A 21,198-nucleotide genomic window follows, 5' to 3' on the forward strand; every position below is an offset into this window, starting at 1 on the left:
AACCGTTCAGTAGAGGTAATATGAACGACGCTTTCTCAACCGCACAGCATAGGCTCGATGCAATAGGCTTACGTTGCCCAGAACCTGTAATGATGGTGCGTAAAACGGTAAGACAAATGGCTGCAGGCGAGACACTGCTGATCATTGCCGATGACCCTGCAACGACACGCGATATTCCAAGCTTCTGTGAGTTTATGGATCACACCCTTATCGCCAGCGAAACGGCTCAGACGCCATACCAATATTTGATCAAAAAAGGACTTTAAGTCGTATCGTTTTAGCGACTTAATCATTAAAAAAGGATGTGAGGAACTATGCCAAAACTGCTGGCAATTGCCTATAAAACTGTAAAGCGCGGCCCAATGAATGAGGTTCTCTGTGCCAATGTCACCCAGTTAAATGGTGTAGAGAAAGATGTATTTGGTCGTCCAGGCAAACGCCAAGTCACTGTGCTTTCCAAACTACAATGGCAACAAGCCTGTCGTGCTATCGAGGCAGAATTGCCTTGGACGACTCGCAGAGCAAATCTGCTCGTTGATGGTCTAGTATTTAGCAGTGCAGATGTTGGTAAACATTTACAGATTGGTGAGTTACTACTTGAAATTACAGGTGAGACCGATCCTTGTAAAAAAATGGAAATTGCACATGTTGGTTTAGAAGCCGCACTCACCCCAGATTGGCGAGGAGGTGTAACATGCAGGGTATTGAATGACGCTATGATCCACTTAGGTGATGAGATAGCAATTTTCTTTCCTAGCTAATCCAATCAGCCTATCTCAGCTAGTTCTCCATACTCCTCTATAAATAGAACCAAATAACTTGGTTCTATTTCTGTTGTCCCAATCCTAATATAAATATCAGCTTTCTAGCTCGAACATCAATTGAAACAGTATTTACGTTTTCCTTCCTATCTATTTATGCGATAACTACACCAAGTATTAACAAAACTTTATCTTGTGATTAATACCGCTCATGTAGCCCATAAGAACGATAACAGGAAGTGACATGTTGAACTCTAAACTTACCCCGCTTTATATTGCCCTCACTCTTGGGATGAATACCCTCGCAGTTAACGCCACAGAAACGAAAGAATCGACTTGGAATGTTAACGCTCCAGCGAATGCTCCCTTAGTGCAAGTCAAAGTTGATGTTAATGAAGGCACTTGGATGAACTTAAGTGTCAGCCCAGATGGTAAATATATCGTCTTCGACTTACTCGGTGACATCTACCAAATTCCAGTAACAGGCGGTGAAGCTAAGCCATTAGCCCAAGGCATAGCTTGGCAGATGCAGCCCGTCTATAGCCCTGATGGCAAGCACATTGCTTTTACGTCCGATGGTGATGGTGGTGATAACATTTGGATTATGGATGCTGATGGTAAAAACCCAAGAACAGTTACCCAAGAAACCTTCAGGCTGCTAAACAGTCCAGCTTGGAGCCCAGACTCCCAGTATCTGGTTGCCCGTAAGCACTTTACCGCCAGTCGTAGTTTGGGTGCGGGCGAAGTGTGGCTATACCACGTTGCGGGTGGTGAAGGCGTTAAATTGACCGAGCGTCCTAATGATGAGAAAGATTTAGGTGAACCCGCGTATTCACCCGATGGTCGCTATATCTACTTTAGCCAAGATGACACGCCGGGTAAAACATTCCATTACTCAAAGGACTCGGTCAACGGTATCTACAAAATAAAACGCTACGATACTCAAACTGGTGAGATTGAAGTATTAATCGAAGGCACGGGTGGTGCAATTCGGCCAACGCCGAGCCCAGACGGCACTAAGCTCGCCTATATTAAGCGCGATGATTTTCAGTCATCACTCTACCTACTCGACCTTAAGTCGGGAGAGACGACTAAACTGTTTGGCGAACTTGACCGTGATATGCAAGAGACTTGGGCCATTCATGGCGTCTATCCAACAATGGCATGGACACAAGATAACAAGGATATTTTCTTCTGGGCTAAGGGAAAAATTAATCGTCTGAATGTTGCCAATAAAACACTCACAGATATCCCCTTTAGTGTAAAAACTGAGTTAGCCATACAACCCTCGGTGCGCTTTAAGCAAGATATCGATAAAGACGTTTTCGATGTAAAAATGCTACGTATGGCGCAAGTCTCACCGGATGGTAGCAAAGTCGCCTTCGAAGCACTGGGGAAAATTTGGTTAAAATCCTTACCCGATGGCAGAATGTCGCGCTTAACTGATCTAGACAAAAATATTGCAGAACTTTATCCCCAATGGTCGCGCGATGGTAAAAATATTGTTTTCACCACTTGGAATGACCAAGACCAAGGCACAGTACAAGTGATTAGCGCCAAAGGTGGCAAACCTAAGCAGCTAACATCTGAACCAGGAAAGTATGTCGAACCCACCTTTTCACCCAATGGTGAACTCGTAGTGTATCGTAAAACTCAAGGCGGTAACCTCACACCAAGAACTTGGTCGCAGGAGCCCGGGCTATATAAAGTCGATATTAAAGGTAAACAAAATAGCAAGATCAGTACCGATGGCTATCAAGCTCAATTCGGTGCCAATGCTGATCGCGTCTTTTTTATGAATAGCAGCGAAGATGAAACGCCGCAGTTATCATCCATCAACTTAGACGGCTTCGATAAGCGGGTTCATTACAGCAGCAAACATGCAACTGAATTTAGGGTTTCACCCGATGGCGAGCAACTCGCCTTTGCTGAACGCTTTAAGGTTTGGGTAACACCTTTTGCTAAACACGGCGAGACAGTTGAGATTGGCCCCAATGCCAGCAATCTACCCGTAAGCCAATTGAGTGCCCGTGCGGGCGAAAGTATCAGTTGGAACAGTAAAAGCGACCAACTATATTGGACTCTTGGCCCCGAGTTGTACCAAGCCAAGGTTGACACTCAATATCGCGACAAAGATGAAAAGGCACAACCAAGCATTATCGATTTAGGCTTTACCGAAAAGGCCGATGTTCCACGTGGAACAATCGCCTTCGTCGGTGGCAAAGTGATTACGATGGAAAATGACCAGGTGATTGATAATGGTGTGGTCATAGTCAAAGACAATCATATTGTCGCCGTAGGCGATGCCAATGTTGCGATTCCTAAGGATGCGCAGATCATCGACATCAAAGGCAAATCCATTATGCCAGGACTATTCGATGCCCATGCCCATGGACCGCAAGCAGATGATGAAATTGTGCCACAACAGAACTGGGCGCTGTATTCAGGCTTATCCTTGGGTGTCACCACGATTCACGATCCCTCGAATGACACCACAGAAATCTTTGCCGCATCTGAGCAACAAAAAGCAGGTAATATTGTTGGCCCACGAATATTCTCCACCGGCACCATACTTTATGGTGCCAATGCGCCTGGCTACACATCGCACATAGACTCACTAGATGATGCCAAATTCCATCTTGAACGCCTGAAAAAAGTTGGAGCCTTTAGCGTAAAAAGCTATAACCAACCGCGCCGCAATCAGAGACAGCAAGTCATAGCCGCAGCACGTGAACTCGAAATGATGGTCGTGCCTGAAGGTGGCAGCTTGCTGCAACATAATTTAAGCATGGTCGCCGATGGACATACTACGATTGAGCACTCACTCCCCGTTGGTTCAATCTATAACGATATCAAACAGTTTTGGAGCCAGACTCAAGTTGGTTACACGCCAACCTTAGTGGTTGCCTATGGTGGTATTTCTGGTGAAAACTACTGGTATGATAAAACCGATGTGTGGGCACATCCACGCCTATCCATGTATGTGCCAGCCGATATTTTACAAGCAAGATCAATGCGACGCCCCCATGCACCAGAGAGCCACTACAATCATTTCAATGTTGCTAAGGTTGCTAACGAGCTCAATAAGTTAGGGGTTCACCCAAATATTGGCGCCCACGGTCAACGTGAAGGTTTAGCGGCACATTGGGAAATGTGGATGTTTGCCCAAGGCGGCATGAGCAATATGGAAGTGTTGAAAACGGCCACCATTAATCCAGCGACGACCTTTAGCATGGAGCAGCAACTCGGTTCTATCAAAGAAGGTAAGCTCGCAGACTTGATCGTTATTGATGGTGATCCATTAGCCGACATTCGCGTCACCGACAGAGTCACTCATACTATGGTCAATGGTAAGTTATTTGATGCAGAGACTATGAAGGAACTTAATGGGGATAAAGAACAGCGTAAGCCGTTTTTCTTTGAGAAACTCTAAGGGCAACTTTCAAGTCTAGGAGAATAGCTTTCCTGTTGAGACCGTTTAAGTTTAACAAGATGAGTTCCAGCGAAGCTCAAAAAGCATGTTCCACGTGGAACATGCTTTTTTGTATTTGGATACTCTACAAGAGTTTTCTTTAATATCAGTCAGCCCAACGATTAATGATTCTAGTGGCTATGCTCAGCACAGGAATCGACACAGGCCTGATAAGCAATACACTCGACAAGGTGATCGTTCACCATACCCACCGCCTGCATAAAGGCATAACAAATGGTTGGACCGACAAAATTGAATCCGAGTTTCTTCAACGCCTTTGACATGGCTTCAGATTCTGGTGTTTGTGCCGGAACCTGCGACATTGCCCTAATCTGATTAACTATGGGTTTACCGCCCACAAAGCTCCACAAAAATGCAGAGAAATCCTTCCCATCGGCTGTATAGGCTAAATAACCTTTAGCATTCTTGATGATAGAGTTCACCTTCAAGCGATTGCGCACTATACCGGGATTCAACATGAGCTCCTCTACCTTCGCCTCATCGAAAGTCGCAATAATCTCAGGTTCAAAATTAGCAAAGGCCTGTTCATAGTTTTGTTGCTTCTTCAGGATAGTTATCCAAGATAATCCGGCCTGTTGACCATCTAAACACAACTTAGCAAACAGCTCCTTTGGATCATAAACAGGTCGCCCCCACACTTTGTCGTGATACTCACGATACAAGGGATCATCACTGACCCAGCCACAGCGGATCTCTTCCATGGTATATAACCTTATTGTTTTAATTAAGAAGGTAAAAAATAACCTACATAAGCAGATATCTACAAGGTATAATCGAACCCATTTTCTATTCAGGCTGACGGCAGTAGACAAGTAGACATGACGACAAAACACGACGTAAAAACATTTCAGGGTTTCATTCTCACCCTGCAGGAATATTGGGCACAGCAAGGCTGTGCAATTGTTCAACCTCTAGATATGGAAGTCGGCGCGGGTACATTCCACCCACAAACTTTCCTACGTTCTTTAGGGCCAGAACCTATGAGCAGTGCCTATGTGCAGCCATCGCGCCGCCCTACGGATGGTCGTTACGGTGAAAACCCTAACCGTCTGCAGCACTACTACCAATTCCAAGTCGTGTTGAAGCCTTCACCTGACAATATTCAAGAGCTGTATTTAGGCTCACTGCAAGCACTGGGTATTGATACTCAAATCCACGATATCCGCTTTGTGGAAGATAACTGGGAATCACCAACACTAGGTGCTTGGGGCTTAGGCTGGGAAGTTTGGCTTAATGGTATGGAAGTGACTCAGTTTACTTACTTCCAACAGGTCGGCGGCATCGAATGCAGCCCTGTCACAGGTGAAATCACCTATGGCCTAGAGCGTCTGGCCATGTATATCCAAGGCGTAGATAGTGTTTATGATCTCGTATGGACCGATGGTCCACTAGGCCTAATCACCTATGGCGATGTGTTCCATCAAAACGAAGTCGAGCAATCGACCTATAACTTCGAACACGCCGATGTGGATTTTATGTTCACCCTGTTCGATCAGTGCGAAAAAATGTGTCAGCATTTATTGTCGCTAGAAAAACCCTTACCTCTGCCCGCTTACGAGCAAGTGATGAAAGCCTCACACGCCTTCAACCTGCTCGATGCCCGCCATGCCATTTCAGTTACCGAGCGCCAACGCTACATCTTACGTGTTCGTACTATGGCGAAAGCGGTCGCTGAATCTTATTATCAGGCACGCGAAGCGCTTGGCTTCCCAATGTGTAAGTAGAGGTAAAAACATGAATTTTGAAAACTTACTCATAGAGTTAGGCACGGAAGAATTACCACCTAAGTCACTGCGTAAACTGGCTGAATCCTTTTTAGCTAACTTTACTGAAGAACTCACCAAAGCCGATTTAGCGTTCAGCTCAGCCGTTTGGTACGCAGCGCCACGTCGTCTGGCAATTAACGTCACTGAACTTGCCCTTGCACAAGCTGACAAAGTCGTTGAAAAACGCGGCCCAGCAGTGAGTTCAGCATTCGATGCTGAAGGCAAACCGACTAAAGCCGCCGAAGGTTGGGCACGTGGTAATGGCATTACCGTTGAGCAAGCCGAACGTTTAGTTACAGATAAAGGCGAATGGTTAGTCCATAACGCCAAAGTTGAGGGCGTCGAAACCAAAAGTTTGATCGCTGCTATGGCGCAACGTGCCCTCGATAAATTGCCCATTCCTAAGCCAATGCGTTGGGGCAATAATAAAACCCAATTTATTCGCCCCGTTCATACAGCCACTATCTTGTTAGGCAGTGAGTTGATTGAAGGTGAATTACTGGGTATTAAATCGGCACGCACTATTCGCGGTCACCGCTTTATGGGACTCAAGCAGTTTGAATTAGCCCATGCTGATCACTACCTTGCCGACCTAAAAGAAAAAGGCAAAGTCATCGCCGATTACGAAAGCCGTAAAGCGTTAATCAAAGCCGATGCCGAAAAAGCCGCCGCTAAGATTGGTGGCACAGCGGATATCGAAGATAGCCTGCTTGAAGAGGTCACCTCTTTGGTTGAATGGCCTGTGGTATTGACCGCTAGCTTCGAAGAAAAATTCTTAAGTGTACCGTCTGAAGCTTTGGTCTATACCATGAAAGGCGACCAAAAATACTTCCCAGTCTTTGATGATGCAGGCAAGTTACTGCCAAACTTTATCTTTGTGGCCAATATCGAATCTAAAGATCCCGCGCAAATTATCTCAGGTAACGAGAAAGTCGTTCGCCCACGTCTTGCCGACGCCGAGTTCTTTTTTAATACCGATAAAAAACACACGCTGGAATCGCGTTTACCTAGTCTTGAAACCGTCCTGTTCCAACAGCAGCTCGGTACCTTAAAAGACAAAGTGAATCGTATTTCTGCCCTAGCCGCCTTTATTGCCGGACAAACTGGCGCGAATGCGGTTGATGCAGCACGTGCAGGTTTGTTATCTAAAACCGATTTGATGACCAATATGGTGATGGAGTTTACCGACACTCAAGGCACTATGGGCATGCACTACGCCCGCCTCGATGGTGAAACCGAAGCCGTTGCGGTTGCAATGGAAGAGCAATACAAACCTAAGTTCTCTGGCGATACAGTGCCTAGTGCTGGCGTATCTTGTGCAGTCGCATTAGCAGATAAGCTCGATACCTTAGTCGGTATCTTTGGTATTGGCCAAGCACCAAAAGGCGCAGCCGATCCCTTTGCCCTACGCCGCGCAGCCATTGGCGTGCTGCGTATTATCGTTGAGAACAAACTGCCACTGGATTTAGTAACGCTGATAGCTAAAGCTCAGGAACTCCATGGTACTAACTTAAGCAACGCAAACGCTGCAGAGGAAGTACTTGAATTCTTAATGGCTCGTTTCCGCGCTTGGTATCAAGATAAAGGCATTGGTGTTGATGTGATCTTAGCCGTGCTAGCACGTCGCCCAACACGCCCTGCTGATTTTGATAGCCGTATCAATGCGGTATCACACTTTAGAAACCTAGAAGCTTCTGGCGCACTTGCAGCAGCGAACAAACGTGTATCCAACATTCTGGCTAAGGTTGAAGGCGCTTTACCAACTACTATCGATGCGAGTTTGTTAACCGAAGCCGCAGAGCAAGCATTAGCGGCCAAGTTGAATGAGCTGCAACCACAGTTGGCACCTTTATTTGCCAATGCCGATTACCAACAAGCCTTAACTTTGTTAGCTGGCCTGCGTGAAAGCGTGGATCAGTTCTTCGAAGATGTGATGGTTATGGCGGATGATGAAGCATTGAAAAACAATCGCTTAGCATTGTTGAATAATCTACGCGAGCAGTTCCTGCACGTAGCGGATATCTCATTACTGCAATAATGTGCCGCTAAGCACCAATAAAAAACGCGCTTTTAAGCGCGTTTTTTATTGGCCTGATTTCTTATACCAAACGTATTAAATTACCCAATCAGAACTGCAGCAGCTTTTGATGTAAGCCATCAAATTGGGTCCGTTCCAAGTTAACTTGCTGCAGTAAATTCGCCAGTATCTCAGGGGATAATTGCCCTGCTTGATGCAGCATAGAAATCTCGCTGATCACATTCGCCCGCCATACCACTGCAGCAAGCCCCGCTTGAGGACGCGAGTTCACAGTGGCGAGCCTGTCTAATTCTGTTTCAAAGGTATTAGGTAACTGCCAATGCTTAGCAAGCAATGAACTCAAGGTTAACGATTTGGTAGTCATAACTTGTCTAAATAACCCAGAATTAGGCTGCTCTCCCGGCTCCGCCAGCACAAATGCATCGAGGAGCATTTTAAAAATAGCCAACTTGCCGACATCGTGCAATAGGCCCAATAAAAAAGCTGTATCTTGATCTTCATCGCTTAACTCACTGGCAAGAAAAGCGACCTGCATCGAATGGCGCCAAATTTCAGCCCCAAAACGACGGAAATAAATTGGTTTGATATCTAACATTTCACGCACTAGGCAAGTGGTGACAAACTTTCTCAGCTGTTCACGACCAAGCTGTACCAAAGCCTGTTGTAAACTGGTGATATCCCTATCGCTACGTTTAAACGCAGGGGAATTGCACAGCTTAAGCACCTCCACACTCAGTAAAGGATCACGCTCGATAAGTGCTAATAGAGCCTTAATATCAAACTGTGGGTCAGCCAGCTTACGATCTAACTCCAATACTTTTGACGGCAGTTTTAACACTTTTTCGGCGATCACTTGTGGCGATGCCAAGGCCTGCTCTATCTCCGTCATGACTCGACGTTCAAGATTATTGGCTACACCGCCAGTGTCCTTAACCCGTGTCGGAAATAACAAACTATAAAAGAGTGCAGATAAATCCACAGATACCACACTAATGTCTTCGAGAGGTTTAGCTGGCTTTCGCGCAGGTTCAAGCGACTTACCTAAGTCCGTCGTTGAAAAACTTTTGGGTCTCTCAACGGTCGCCGTATCGCGAATATTAAAGAGTTTATTAAAAAGTGATTTAATCAAGAAGCATCAACCTGTCATTATAAATAATTGTTAAAAAGTCAGTTAAATATTGCCCATCATAAATCCATTTTGATCAGCTCAAGCCATGTATTAAGACATTGTAGACAGGCTAATACTTAGCTTAAGTGTAACATATTCAATTCATTTCGGACTTCTTCTATCCCACCATTACTGCTTTTACAAAGACAATCTTGGTTACAAGTTGAAACCTCAAAAAACTTACATTTCAGCATCATTTAACCGACAATATGCCGACAATTCATAAAGGGATACGTATTTTGTCTCCCTTTAAGTGATTAACAATCTACTCGCGAGCTAACAACGGAAAATTTGATGATCGAGGTAATAAAAGCGGGTGCACTAACCACAGTTCAAGATATCGGACGCATGGGATATCGACATTTAGGCGTAACCCAAGCCGGTGCCTTAGATAGACCTGCACTGTGTTTAGCAAACCGCCTACTCTCAAATCCAGACAATACACCCGTACTGGAATTGACCTTCGGACAATCGATTTTTTTGTTTAAACGCGATGCTTGGATTGCCTTAACGGGTGCCGATTTCGATGCCCGCATAGACAATAAACCCATAGTTTGCGGCTGGCGTTACTCCATTAAGGCAGGACAAAAACTCAGTCTTAGAGGGGGAAATAAAGGCATGCGTGCCTATGTTGCGGTTGACGGCGGTGTTAAAGTGCCGTTAGTGATGGATTCTGCTGCAACTGATTTAACCTCAGGTATCGGTGGATTTCATGGCCGCGCATTAGAAGCTGGCGATAGCCTGACCTTAGGTTCCGCTCATCCACTAAGAAGGCAAGTTGGCGCAATTCAAAAAAGTTGGAATGGGCATATTCGCGCACTCGCAACAAAGCACACCCAAGCCTTCTCGTTGAAATCGCAGCAAACATTCTGGCAAACACAGTGGCAACTTTCGGCAGAAAGCAATCGGGCAAGTGCAATACTCAACGGGGAAATATTGACCTTAGCAAAACCATTTCCCGTTCAATCCCATACAGTCAAGCCCGGAGTCATTCAAGTGTCAGCTTCGGGGCAACCTTTAGTGTTACTTGCCGATGCTAAGACCACCAGCAATCATCCTCAAATCGCCGTGATTATTGAAGCCGATCTATGGAAACTCGCGCAAACTCGCCCAGGGCAGACAGTTAAGTTCGAATTGGTTGATGATGAACAAGCGGCAACGGCGCAAGCGGAATGGCATGATTACTTCTACCGACTACAACGTAGCCTAGGTTAACGAACCACTGCATAATCAAATCTACAAAATATCACCCCGTATCCCAACTAAAGCCCATATAGGTTTAATTCAAATAACACACTATATACTCGCGCTAATTCGCACTTAGCTTCGGTGTAACTAGCAGGCTATAAAACAGCGCCACATCTTGTAATTGCTCAGAACTTAACGCGCTGACTTGTGATTGCATCAAAGGATCGAGTCGTAAACCGGTTTTAAAATCGACGAGCTGTTTATTAAGATAAGCTAATTTTTGTCCCTTTAAGTTTGGGAATTGCTTGGCCATAGCGATCACCGCATTGCCATGGCATGACTCACACTGTGCTGTAGCCAATGCCTGACCTCGCTCTATATCTGCTTGATAAACCTCTCCATTAACCTCTGTGGATAAGCCACATAGTGCAATCAAACTTATGATAATCGCTTTCATTTTGGCTCCTTAGGGAAAGGTTTAACTAGCACAGGCTGCAGGCTCGGTTCTAAAGGTAGACGTCTGAAGATCGTCATATCCATTTCAGCCTGCCCATAATGAGTGCTTAGATAACTCAAGGTGGGCTCCCAAGTATCCGACAAGTCCCATAAACCCTGAGTGTCTATCATCCACTGCAAAGTCTCTTTCCAAAAGGCTTTATCGCCGTGGTTTTGCACGACTATCATACTGGTATGGCAAGCATTACATTGATAGTTCACTAACTCCCAGCCAGGAGCCATGATCAAACCCGATTTAGGGTCCACTGGATACTCAGCAGCTAGCGAAATACTGGATGCCACTAACCCAAGCAATATCAGTTTATTGATATGTGACTTCATCACACCACCCTAACGGCAATACGGTGGCAGCCGTTAAACATATATCCCTTAGGATTCCATTGCGGTTGTACGACAGGCTGACTATCACCTTCACTATCGGTTGCTTTGGCCCAGATTTCATAATAGCCCTGCGACGGTAATTGCAATTCAATCTTCCATTGCTGCCATGCTGTTATGTTTTTAGGTTTTTCTAATTCAGCGGCAAACCAACGGGTGCCATAATCGTAGCTTACTTCCACCTTAACCACTTCCCGCAATCCCGCCCAAGCATGGCCTGCGATAGTCATCTTTTGACCCACAGCTAATTCGGTTCCAGATTGGGGTTGAGTGATCAATGACTTCACTATCATTTCTTCAATGATTTTATAGTCTTTATCATCAACGGACTCTCCTGGCGCTATAGGATATTTAGGGAGTTGATACGCTGGTGCTTCCATTTTATGTCCATCATGGACTTTATTACGCACACTGATCCCCGTCGCCGCTTTTTGCGAAACGGAGCCTGGCCGTCCACCAAACACAATACGTAAGGGATATCCATGTAGATAAGGAATGTCCTCACCATTCATCGACCATGCAATAAGCCCAAGCTCTTCGAGCGCCGCCTTTATTGGTACGCCGCGTGAAATCGCCTCACCTTTGCCGCTCAAATGCCGATCAACACCGTGGTGGCCTGTGTAAACAGCATCAGCTTTAATACCACAATCCTTAAGCACATCACTCACTAAGACACCTGTCCACTCGGAGCAAAATACGCCAGCATTATTCCACTGATTACCCTTAGTACTAGGAAAAAAGCCAGAGCGACTATTGCCGCCACATTCAATCAGCAACTGCAATGTGTAATGCTTAAAGCGACGCTTAAGTTCATCAATTGTGTAGGTTTTTGGGGTGATAACAGACTCACCATCCACTTGAAAAGTCCAAGTTTTAGCATCTAACGCCTTAAAGTCAGGCACTATGCCATTCCAACGGATAAACGAGGCATCGGCAGGCGTCACAGCTGGAGCGAGCTTATGCTCCGGCGGAAACGCATTCAGTGGATGAGTGTTTAACACTTTGAAATAACTCGGCAAGTCCTCACCCTTAGTCCAAGTTAATGCTGATATATCCAGAGGAATGACCTCTGCGGGAAGCTGATCGGCAAATACCCACTTAACGGGTAAGGCAGATAAAACAGAAGTCGCTACCGCACCTTTAATAAAAACCCGACGATTAAGATCCATGTTATTTATCCTTTCCGAGGTAAAAGTAATCCGCCATCAGCTGCATATCAGCCTCAGTCAAGAGTTGGGCGACTTTAGTCATAGTGGGATCTTGGCGATTCCCCGCCTTAAAGGCTCGCAGTTGCTTCAATAGGTATTCTGAGTTTTGCCATCCGATATTAGGAATATGCTCAAAACGACTCACACCGGACTCGCCATGACAGGCCTTACACATATTCAATAACTTATTTGCCTCATCGGCGTTTGCCACCGCCGATAGCATAAAAATCAATGCACTTACGGGGTAAATCACTCGCTGCCACATCCATTTATCTCGCCAATTAGCCTTTATCTCGACAGAATCCATCGAACAAAGTAATTAAGATATGGTTAAATTATCTCAATGCTGTGGGTCGTTTAAATTCAATAAAAGTGACTCGTAAGCTCAAGATAAATGACGCGTATTAGCGGATGTAGAAAGGGTAAAATATTCATTAGTCATAGGTGGAATGAGTCCATATAGTAGCTTTGCAGAAACACTCGGCATTTCACTCAAGGACAAACAATGGATCTTTATATTGGCAATAAAAACTACTCTAGCTGGTCACTGCGGGCTTGGTTTATGGCCGAAAAATCTGGCGTACCGTTCAACGAAGTATTACTGCAACTCGATACCAACAGCTTCTATCAGCAACTCAAAGCCATTTCGCCGACGTTAAAAGTACCGACATTAGTCGATGGTGACATTAGGGTATGGGATTCACTATCAATTTGTGAATACCTCAACGACACCTATCTTGCAGGTAGCGCATGGCCGCAAGATCCTAAACAAAAAGCCAAGGCTAGATCGATTGCCAGTGAAATGCATTCAGGCTTTAATGCCGTGCGTAACGCTCTACCAATGAACATACGCGCGAGGCGCTATGTTGAGCTCACTGATGCGGTCCGCAAAGACATTGAGCGCATCGATGCGATTTGGTCAGCACAGATGGCCGAGTTTGCTCCATTAAATTCCGAAGGTACTTGGTTATTTGGCCAATGGTCGATTGCCGACATGATGTTTGCCCCTGTGGTTATGCGTTTTCTTACCTACGATATTGAAGTCTCGCAGGCAAGCCATGCCTATATGCAGCATGTGATCAGCTGTCCGGAAATGCAGGCGTGGATTAATGCGGCTAAAGCAGAGACTGAAATTGTTGCAGCGGATGAAGCGGGTATTGATCGATAAAGAGATAAATCATAGAGATAAAAAAGGGAAAGCCTTGGCTTTCCCTTAATCATTCACGTACTAACGCGAGTCTTAACGCGCATTACACGTCTAATATTATACATCTAGCATTAAACGTCTAAGTTAGCCACGTTCAATGCGTTCGCTTCGATGAACTCACGACGAGGTTCAACTTGATCACCCATCAAACAAGTGAACAACTGATCGGCACCCACGGCATCATCAATCGTGACTTGCAACATACGGCGTGATTCAGGATCCATTGTAGTTTCCCACAATTGCTCAGGGTTCATCTCACCCAATCCTTTATAACGTTGAATGTATAAGCCGCGTTTGGCTTCAGAAATCGTCCAATCTAGCGCTTCGAGGAAGCTGCCGACTTCTTTAACACGATCGCCGCGTTGTACATAGCCGCCTTCTTCAATCATGCCATCTAACGCCGCACCTAACTTACCGATACGTTGATAATCGCTTGATTGGAAGAAGTCATAAGTAAACAGATAGTTAGTATCGATACCGTGTTTACGAATGGTGATCTTAGGCAGATACACTTTACGCTCAGGATCGAGAATCGGCTCAGCAGAATACAGTACACCGCTGTTTTCCATTTCCACCAGCTCATGGATAAAGGCATCGATCCACTCTTTCATCTTGCCTTCATCGGCCAACATCTCGTTGGTGATCATTGGGTGGTAAAGCATACGGTTAGTAATGTGCGTTGGATAGCGCTGCTCTAAACGAGCCACAATGGCTTCCACTTCACGATACTGAGTCACTAAACGCTCTAACGGCTCACCTGACATACCAATCGCACCTTGCGTTGGATACACAACAGTGCCATCCAATGCTTGAGTCGTGAGGTATTGAGTCAATGCTGGCTCATCTTTCAAATACTGTTCTTGCTTGCCCTTTTTCACTTTAAATAAAGGCGGTTGAGCAATATACACATAACCACGTTCAATCAATTCAGGCATTTGACGGAAGAAGAAGGTCAACAGCAAAGTACGAATGTGCGAGCCGTCGACGTCAGCATCCGTCATGATGATGATGTTGTGATAACGGGTTTTATCTGGGTTATATTCGTCGCGACCAATACCACAGCCAAGCGCCGTGATCAGTGTGGCCACTTCTTGAGAAGACAACATCTTATCGAAGCGGGCCTTCTCAACGTTTAGAATTTTACCTTTCAGTGGCAAAATCGCTTGGTTCTTACGGTTACGTCCCTGCTTAGCGCTACCGCCAGCAGAGTCACCTTCCACTATGTAAATTTCTGAAAGACCAGGATCTTTTTCTTGGCAATCGGCCAGCTTACCTGGCAAACCACCTAAATCGAGTGCGCCTTTACGACGGGTCATTTCACGAGCTTTACGCGCCGCTTCACGGGCACGGGCCGCATCGACAATCTTACCGACGATCAACTTCGCATCAGCTGGGTTTTCCAGCAGATAATCGTTCAGCTTCTCACCCATGGTTTGTTCAACCGCGGTTTTCACTTCACTAGAAACCAGTTTGTCTTTGGTTTGCGAGCTGAACTTAGGATCTGGCACTTTAACAGAGATAACGGCAGTCAAGCCTTCGCGGGCATCGTCGCCAGTCGCGCTGGTTTTGCCTTTCTTGTTATAGCCTTCGTTTTCCATGTAGCTGTTGAGGTTACGTGTCAACGCACTACGGAAACCGACTAAGTGAGTACCACCATCACGCTGTGGGATGTTGTTGGTAAAACAGAAAATATTTTCTTGATAACCGTCATTCCACTGCATAGCCACTTCAACGGTAATGCCATCTTCACGCTCTTGCATAAAGTGGAATACATCTTTGTTGACTGGGGTTTTGTTACGGTTCAGGTAATCGACGAATGCGCTAATACCGCCTTCGTATTTAAAGAATTCATTTTTATTGTCACGTTCATCAACCAGACGGATACCCACGCCTGAGTTAAGGAAAGACAGTTCACGCACGCGCTTTGCCAGAATTTCAAAGTGAAATTCAACATCGCTGAAGGTATCTTCACTTGGCCAAAAACGGATTTCGGTACCGGTTTTGGTTGCATCACCAATCTCTTTGATCGGCGCATCAGGCACACCGTGAGTATAAAACTGCTCGTATACTTTGCCAGCACGACGAATGGTCATTTGCAGCTTTTTAGATAAAGCGTTTACAACCGATACACCCACGCCGTGGAGACCGCCAGACACTTTATAGGAGTTATCGTCGAACTTACCGCCGGCATGCAATACCGTCATAATAACTTCTGCCGCCGATACGCCTTCTTCCTCATGGATAGAGACCGGAATACCACGGCCGTCATCCTTAACAGAAACCGAACCATCTACATGGATAGTAATCGTAATATCGCTACAGTGGCCGGCTAAGGCTTCATCGATAGAGTTATCGACTACTTCGAACACCATATGATGTAGACCCGTACCGTCGTCGGTGTCACCAATATACATCCCAGGTCTCTTACGTACTGCATCAAGGCCCTTAAGGACCTTAATACTCGAAGAATCGTAACTATTCTCTGACATATTATTCTCTCAATGGTTATTCAATTACCGTTACACGTCCCTGTTCCACATGAAACATCCTACTGGGAGGCGTGTGTAACGAATCGACTATTGCAGCAGGATCAATGGCGGTCACAAAAACTTGTGCTCCGGTATCCGTTAACTGCTTAAGCAATAGCTGCCTATGCTGTGCATCCAACTCGGACGGAAGATCATCCACAAGATAAATACTGTTTTTATCTATTTGTTGTTTGAGCAACTTTCCCTGTGCAATACGCAGTGCACAGACTAATAATTTCAATTGACCACGGGACAGGGCATCCTGCGCCGGCAAAGTGCCTACACGAAGTCTAAGGTCAGCTTTATGGGGACCGCTGACGGTATGACCTGTGGCCAAATCTCTGGAATATTGGTTTTCGAGTAGTTCTGCAAAATCCGTTTTACTATCCCAGCCGCGCGTAAATGAAACCTTCACATCGACACTCGGTAAAAACTCCCCGATTATACCCTTAAGTAGCTCATTTAACGAGTCTACATAATGGTTTCGTATTTCGGTGACCTGCTCGGCATAGCGCACAAACTCTTGGTCCCAAAATTGAATATGACTGTAAGCCGAACCGTTTCTAAGCAATTGATTTCTTTGTTTAAGAACGCGACGAACATTCGTCCAAGCGCCATAAAACTGTGGGTCAGCATGAAATGCGCCCCAATCGATAAATTGTCGACGGGATTTTGGGCCTTCAAACAGTAAAGAAAAGCTTTCAGGTGTGATCACTTGAATAGGTAAAGCTTCGGCTAATGTCGACAGACGTTTAACTTTTTCGCCGTCGATTTTCACTTCCGTCTCACCATTGCGAAATCGGCGTAAACCAATTTTACTGTCACCGCGCGCTAAATTTAAAGTCGCAAATAGCGTTAATTTATCGTCATCGTGATTAATCACTCGTTGGGATAAATGGCTGCGAAAAGAGCGCCCCATACCGAGGAAATAAATGGCTTCTAAAATACTGGTTTTTCCGCTGCCATTTTGACCATAAATCACGTTAATCCCAAGAGCGGGGATTAACTGTGCGGACTGAATGTTGCGAAACGCTTCAATATTGAGACGGGTCAGGCTCATGCATTACTCATTAAGCCGCGTAAACGGCGTAGGCAAGGATTCATAGCACTTAATGAGCAACTCAATCGCTGCCACAGGCTAAGGCTATCGGTAAATGAGTGAAGGAATGGCCAATGCTGTGCATTAAACACTATGCCGCCGTTAAGCGGCATAGACATCGAAGACAGAGGTACAGACACGGGTAACGTAAAAAATCGATGGTTTATAAGCGCATCGGCATAACCACATACATGGAATCTTCTTCCAAATGGTTTTCGATTAGGGCGCTGGAGTTACCATCAATAAGCGTGATACGCACATCATCGGACTTAAGGTTGTTGAGCACGTCCAGTAAGTAACTGACGTTAAAACCAATTTCTAAGGCCTGATTGTTGTATTCCACATCAATGATTTCTTCCGCTTCTTCCTGTTCAGGATTATTAGCAGTGATCTTGAGCAGACCATTTTCGAGTTGAATACGCACACCACGGAATTTTTCATTGGATAAAATAGAAGCCCGCGTCAGCGCTTGCTTCAGATGATTACGACTCGCAATCACAATTTTATCACCGCCCTTTGGCAATACACGGCGATAATCAGGGAAGCGACCATCGACTAATTTACTGGTAAATACTGTGTTAGCCGTGGTGGCACGAATAGCATTATCACCAATAGCAATGGTGATATCGAGATCGTCAGACTCCAATAAGCGCGCCATTTCAATTACGCCTTTACGGGGCACAATGACTTGTTTTTCTGGTAATTGTGCTTCAATCGTACGATGACTTAAGGCTAAACGATGGCCGTCGGTCGCTATCGCACGCAACACATTACCTTCAGTTTCAAACAATAAACCGTTGAGGTAATAGCGTACATCTTGGTTAGCCATCGAAAACTGCGTCGAGTCGATAATCGACTTCAACACGCCCTGCTTTAAGCTAAATTCAATCTCAGCTTGGAAGGCTTCAACGTTAGGGTATTCTTCTGCGGGCAAAGTCGCTAAGGAAAAACGGCTACGGCCTGAGCGCAGCAACCATTTATTATCTTGTTGTTCGACTTTCAGTTCGCTTTGTTCTGGCAAAGACTTAACAATATCGAGCAGTTTCTTCGCTGGAACCGTAGTACGACCTTCTTCGATATCACCGTGAACCACAGCTTGGCCCACGAGTTCGACTTCTAAATCTGTACCAGTCAGCTTAAGTGAGTGACCACTTACTTCTACAAGGAGGTTAGACAAAATGGGCAAGTTATGGCGTCTTTCTACCGCACCACACACCAATTGCAACGGCTTTAATAGGGCATCCCTATCAATTGAGAATTTCATCGTGTCCAAATTCCTTGTTTTAAGAAGATAAGGTTCTAATCAAATTAGCATAATCTTCTTTAATGTCGTGGCTCTCTTCCCGTAGCTGAGCAATCTTACGACAGGCATGCAACACTGTGGTGTGATCTCGACCACCAAAAGCATCACCAATTTCCGGCAAGCTTTGGTTAGTTAATTCTTTGGATAACGCCATTGCCACTTGCCTTGGGCGCGCGACACTGCGTGAACGACGCTTAGACAACATATCAGCCATCTTGATCTTGTAGTATTCAGCTACGGTTTTCTGAATATTGTCTATAGTGACTAATTTTTCTTGAAGTGCCAAGAGGTCACGTAAGGCTTCACGAACAAAATCAATAGTAATTGGCCGACCCGTGAAGTTTGCGTTGGCGATAACGCGGTTTAACGCCCCTTCTAGCTCGCGCACGTTTGAACGTAAACGCTTAGCAATAAAGAAAGCCACTTCATCGGGCAAGTTAATGCCGCTCTCTTGAGCTTTACGCATCAAGATCGCTACGCGGGTTTCTAACTCTGGTGGCTCAATGGCCACGGTTAAACCCCAACCAAAACGCGACTTCAATCTGTCTTCAACACCGTCGATCTCTTTTGGATAACGATCTGAAGTCAAAATAATTTGGTGATTACCTTCAAGCAGCGCATTGAAGGTATGAAAGAATTCTTCTTGGGATCTGTCTTTATTGGCAAAAAATTGAATATCATCGATAAACAAAGCATCGACGCTACGGTAGTAACGTTTAAATTCTTCGATCGCATTGTTTTGCAGCGCTTTAACCATGTCCTGGACAAAACGCTCGGAATGCATGTAAACCACTTTGGCATTAGGATTATTTTTAATGATCCCGTTACCGACAGCGTGCAACAAGTGAGTCTTACCTAGACCTGTTCCGCCATATAAAAATAGTGGGTTATAAGCACCACCCGGATTTTCAGCCACTTGTAACGCCGCAGCCTTACCTAATTGGTTAGACTTACCTTCTACAAAGTTATCAAACTGGTAGCTCGGATTGATGTTACTGCGGTGATTCGCGTTCGCCATAGGCTCGGCTTGGACATTAAAGGTCGTGCCCACAGTCGCTTTCGTTTGAGTATTGGGTGCTCGAGTTGGCGCAATCGGTGCCGGTACACTTGGCTTTTTCGCCGAAGGACGACTACCGATATCGAAACGCAATTTAGGCGCGTCGCTACCCATTTGCTCAGTAAAGAACTGATTAATGATATTGATGTACTTATCTCTGACCCAATCAAGCACGAAGCGGTTGGGCGCATAAAGCACCAGAGTATCTCCATCCATTTCGGCTTGTAACGGTCTGATCCACATACTGAACTGCTGAGCAGAAAGCTCATCTTGCAGTCGTCCGATACATTGTTGCCAAAGTGAAACAGCCACTTAGTTATCCCCAAAAGATCATCAAAAAAGAGGTGTATTCTATAGCGAGATCTCAAGGATCGCTATCCTTAAAAAATATTTATCCCCAGCGAGATCATTCTATGTGGATATCCTCGATCATCAAAGATCCAAAACGATCCTTTTATTCAGCACTAACCGCAAATCCTGCTTTATTAAGCGATCCACATTGATCTATAATGGCGCCCCTTCGATCGGCTCGAAGATCCCCTGCACTACTACATGTAGTGTCCGTGCACAGAGTTATCCACATCTTATGGTGTATTCTGGGGATTGATCTAAGGATACGCTGGCAGAAATAAAGCACTTACTTACTTTCGTTGTTGACGTGACTAAGTATTGTGATTACAATTCGGCCTCTTTTTTGCCCTTACCTCTATCCTAGAGATAAGGATATGTTCACTAATAACAAAGACGGATTGCCATCATGAGTAAACGTACTTTTCAACCTAGCAACCTGAAGCGCAAGCGTTCTCACGGCTTCCGCGCTCGTATGGCTACTGTAGGCGGCCGTAAGGTGCTTGCACGTCGTCGTGCGAAAGGTCGCGCTCGTTTATCTGCTTAATAAGTGGGTAACTAGTTGACTAGCTATACCTTTTCGCGGGAGTTACGTTTGTTAACTCCCGCGCAATTTAAATCTGTATTTTCCAATCCCATCAAAGCATCTTCTGCTGAAATTACCTTGCTCGCTATTCCTAACACGGAACAACATCCGCGTATGGGCCTTACTGTTGCTAAACGCTATGTAAAACGCGCCAATCAACGTAACCGTATTAAGCGCGTGATCAGAGATAGTTTTCGCTTAAATCAACACGACATTCCTCATCTTGATATTGTTGTGCTTGTCAGAAATGGCGTGATGGAAATGGAAAACGCTGAAATCAACAAATTGATAGAAAAGCTATGGCGCAAACTCAGTCGCCGCTACAATGGCTAGCGACCACGTTAATTCGTGGCTATCAAGTATTCATAAGCCCTATACTGGGCCCTCGATGCCGTTTCAATCCCACCTGCTCTCACTACGCTATTGAAGCAATAAAAGTGCATGGAACCGCGAAAGGTTGTTGGTTTGCATTGAAACGCATATTAAAATGTCACCCTTTACATCCCGGCGGTAGTGATCCCGTCCCCCCTAAAAATGATAGGTGTAATAAATAG

Annotated in this window: 20 protein-coding genes; 10 read left to right on the forward strand and 10 right to left on the reverse strand. The window is 45.3% G+C overall.

Annotated elements, in window-relative coordinates:
- Positions 1–20: 20 nt before the first annotated feature.
- From tusA to HGO26_RS20665, 3 genes are all read left to right on the forward strand, one after another.
- Positions 21–266 (forward strand): sulfurtransferase TusA, encoded by a 246-nt coding sequence (tusA, locus tag HGO26_RS20655; RefSeq protein ID WP_168827595.1) that lies wholly within the window; start codon positions 21–23, stop codon positions 264–266.
- A 48-nt stretch (positions 267–314) separates the two neighbouring features.
- The gene (locus HGO26_RS20660) at positions 315–761 is read left to right on the forward strand and encodes an MOSC domain-containing protein (protein WP_168827597.1); all 447 of its coding nucleotides are present in this window, start codon (positions 315–317) and stop codon (positions 759–761) included.
- Between the two features lie 244 nt (positions 762–1,005).
- The gene (locus HGO26_RS20665; protein WP_168827607.1) at positions 1,006–4,194 is read left to right on the forward strand and encodes an amidohydrolase family protein; all 3,189 of its coding nucleotides are present in this window, start codon (positions 1,006–1,008) and stop codon (positions 4,192–4,194) included.
- Between the two features lie 170 nt (positions 4,195–4,364).
- Here HGO26_RS20665 and HGO26_RS20670 read toward each other — a convergent pair whose 3' ends face one another.
- Positions 4,365–4,955 carry a DNA-3-methyladenine glycosylase I gene (locus HGO26_RS20670; protein WP_168827609.1) on the reverse strand — a complete coding sequence of 197 codons (591 nt, stop codon included), beginning with the start codon at positions 4,953–4,955 and terminating at the stop codon, positions 4,365–4,367.
- Positions 4,956–5,072: 117 nt separating this feature from the next.
- Here HGO26_RS20670 and glyQ point away from each other — a divergent pair, with 117 nt between their 5' ends.
- Together glyQ and glyS are read left to right on the forward strand one after the other, a co-directional pair.
- Positions 5,073–5,978: a glycine--tRNA ligase subunit alpha gene (gene glyQ / locus HGO26_RS20675; protein WP_006084781.1), complete on the forward strand. Its 906-nt coding sequence runs from the start codon at positions 5,073–5,075 to the stop codon at positions 5,976–5,978.
- A 10-nt stretch (positions 5,979–5,988) separates the two neighbouring features.
- The gene (glyS, locus tag HGO26_RS20680) at positions 5,989–8,058 is read left to right on the forward strand and encodes a glycine--tRNA ligase subunit beta (RefSeq protein ID WP_168827611.1); all 2,070 of its coding nucleotides are present in this window, start codon (positions 5,989–5,991) and stop codon (positions 8,056–8,058) included.
- A gap of 88 nt (positions 8,059–8,146) precedes the next feature.
- Here the strand turns inward: glyS and HGO26_RS20685 are convergent, their stop codons facing one another.
- Positions 8,147–9,187 (reverse strand): HDOD domain-containing protein, encoded by a 1,041-nt coding sequence (locus HGO26_RS20685; RefSeq protein ID WP_168827613.1) that lies wholly within the window; start codon positions 9,185–9,187, stop codon positions 8,147–8,149.
- 333 nt (positions 9,188–9,520) lie between these two features.
- Between HGO26_RS20685 and HGO26_RS20690 the strand changes: the two genes are divergently transcribed.
- Positions 9,521–10,441 (forward strand): 5-oxoprolinase subunit C family protein, encoded by a 921-nt coding sequence (locus HGO26_RS20690; protein WP_168827616.1) that lies wholly within the window; start codon positions 9,521–9,523, stop codon positions 10,439–10,441.
- 94 nt (positions 10,442–10,535) lie between these two features.
- On the opposite strand, the gene HGO26_RS20695 is transcribed toward HGO26_RS20690, so the two are convergent.
- The 4 genes from HGO26_RS20695 to HGO26_RS20710 are packed head-to-tail and all read right to left on the reverse strand — an operon-like array spanning position 10,536 to position 12,781.
- Positions 10,536–10,871 (reverse strand): c-type cytochrome, encoded by a 336-nt coding sequence (locus HGO26_RS20695; RefSeq protein ID WP_168827618.1) that lies wholly within the window; start codon positions 10,869–10,871, stop codon positions 10,536–10,538.
- Positions 10,868–11,251 (reverse strand): cytochrome C, encoded by a 384-nt coding sequence (locus tag HGO26_RS20700; protein ID WP_105250809.1) that lies wholly within the window; start codon positions 11,249–11,251, stop codon positions 10,868–10,870. The genes HGO26_RS20695 and HGO26_RS20700 overlap by 4 nt, the downstream gene beginning before the upstream one ends.
- Positions 11,251–12,477: a sulfite oxidase gene (locus HGO26_RS20705; protein ID WP_168827620.1), complete on the reverse strand. Its 1,227-nt coding sequence runs from the start codon at positions 12,475–12,477 to the stop codon at positions 11,251–11,253. The genes HGO26_RS20700 and HGO26_RS20705 overlap by 1 nt, the downstream gene beginning before the upstream one ends.
- Position 12,478: 1 nt before the next feature.
- On the reverse strand, positions 12,479–12,781 hold the full coding sequence (locus tag HGO26_RS20710; protein ID WP_006083821.1) for a c-type cytochrome: 303 nt from the start codon (positions 12,779–12,781) through the stop codon (positions 12,479–12,481).
- A gap of 240 nt (positions 12,782–13,021) precedes the next feature.
- Here HGO26_RS20710 and HGO26_RS20715 point away from each other — a divergent pair, with 240 nt between their 5' ends.
- Positions 13,022–13,684, forward strand: a complete 663-nt coding sequence (locus tag HGO26_RS20715) for a glutathione S-transferase family protein (protein ID WP_168827621.1) — start codon at positions 13,022–13,024, stop codon at positions 13,682–13,684.
- A 110-nt stretch (positions 13,685–13,794) separates the two neighbouring features.
- Here HGO26_RS20715 and gyrB read toward each other — a convergent pair whose 3' ends face one another.
- From gyrB to dnaA, 4 genes are all read right to left on the reverse strand, one after another.
- Positions 13,795–16,212, reverse strand: a complete 2,418-nt coding sequence (gyrB, locus tag HGO26_RS20720) for a DNA topoisomerase (ATP-hydrolyzing) subunit B (protein WP_113941413.1) — start codon at positions 16,210–16,212, stop codon at positions 13,795–13,797.
- A gap of 16 nt (positions 16,213–16,228) precedes the next feature.
- Positions 16,229–17,311, reverse strand: a complete 1,083-nt coding sequence (gene recF / locus HGO26_RS20725; RefSeq protein ID WP_168827622.1) for a DNA replication/repair protein RecF — start codon at positions 17,309–17,311, stop codon at positions 16,229–16,231.
- Positions 17,312–17,513: 202 nt separating this feature from the next.
- Positions 17,514–18,614 carry a DNA polymerase III subunit beta gene (gene dnaN / locus HGO26_RS20730; RefSeq protein WP_105250803.1) on the reverse strand — a complete coding sequence of 367 codons (1,101 nt, stop codon included), beginning with the start codon at positions 18,612–18,614 and terminating at the stop codon, positions 17,514–17,516.
- Positions 18,615–18,633: 19 nt separating this feature from the next.
- Positions 18,634–20,022: a chromosomal replication initiator protein DnaA gene (gene dnaA, locus HGO26_RS20735; protein ID WP_113941415.1), complete on the reverse strand. Its 1,389-nt coding sequence runs from the start codon at positions 20,020–20,022 to the stop codon at positions 18,634–18,636.
- Between the two features lie 445 nt (positions 20,023–20,467).
- Between dnaA and rpmH the strand changes: the two genes are divergently transcribed.
- From rpmH to yidD, 3 genes are read left to right on the forward strand one after another with little or no spacing between them, the layout of a single operon-like run.
- Positions 20,468–20,605 (forward strand): 50S ribosomal protein L34, encoded by a 138-nt coding sequence (rpmH, locus tag HGO26_RS20740; RefSeq protein WP_006083827.1) that lies wholly within the window; start codon positions 20,468–20,470, stop codon positions 20,603–20,605.
- Positions 20,606–20,620: 15 nt separating this feature from the next.
- Positions 20,621–20,977 (forward strand): ribonuclease P protein component, encoded by a 357-nt coding sequence (gene rnpA / locus HGO26_RS20745; protein ID WP_105250802.1) that lies wholly within the window; start codon positions 20,621–20,623, stop codon positions 20,975–20,977.
- Entirely contained in the window at positions 20,944–21,198 is a 255-nt protein-coding gene (gene yidD, locus HGO26_RS20750) for a membrane protein insertion efficiency factor YidD (RefSeq protein ID WP_006083829.1), read from the forward strand. Before rnpA ends, yidD begins: the two co-directional genes overlap by 34 nt.

The organism is Shewanella oncorhynchi, assembly GCF_012584455.1.
Lineage (GTDB): Bacteria > Pseudomonadota > Gammaproteobacteria > Enterobacterales > Shewanellaceae > Shewanella > Shewanella oncorhynchi.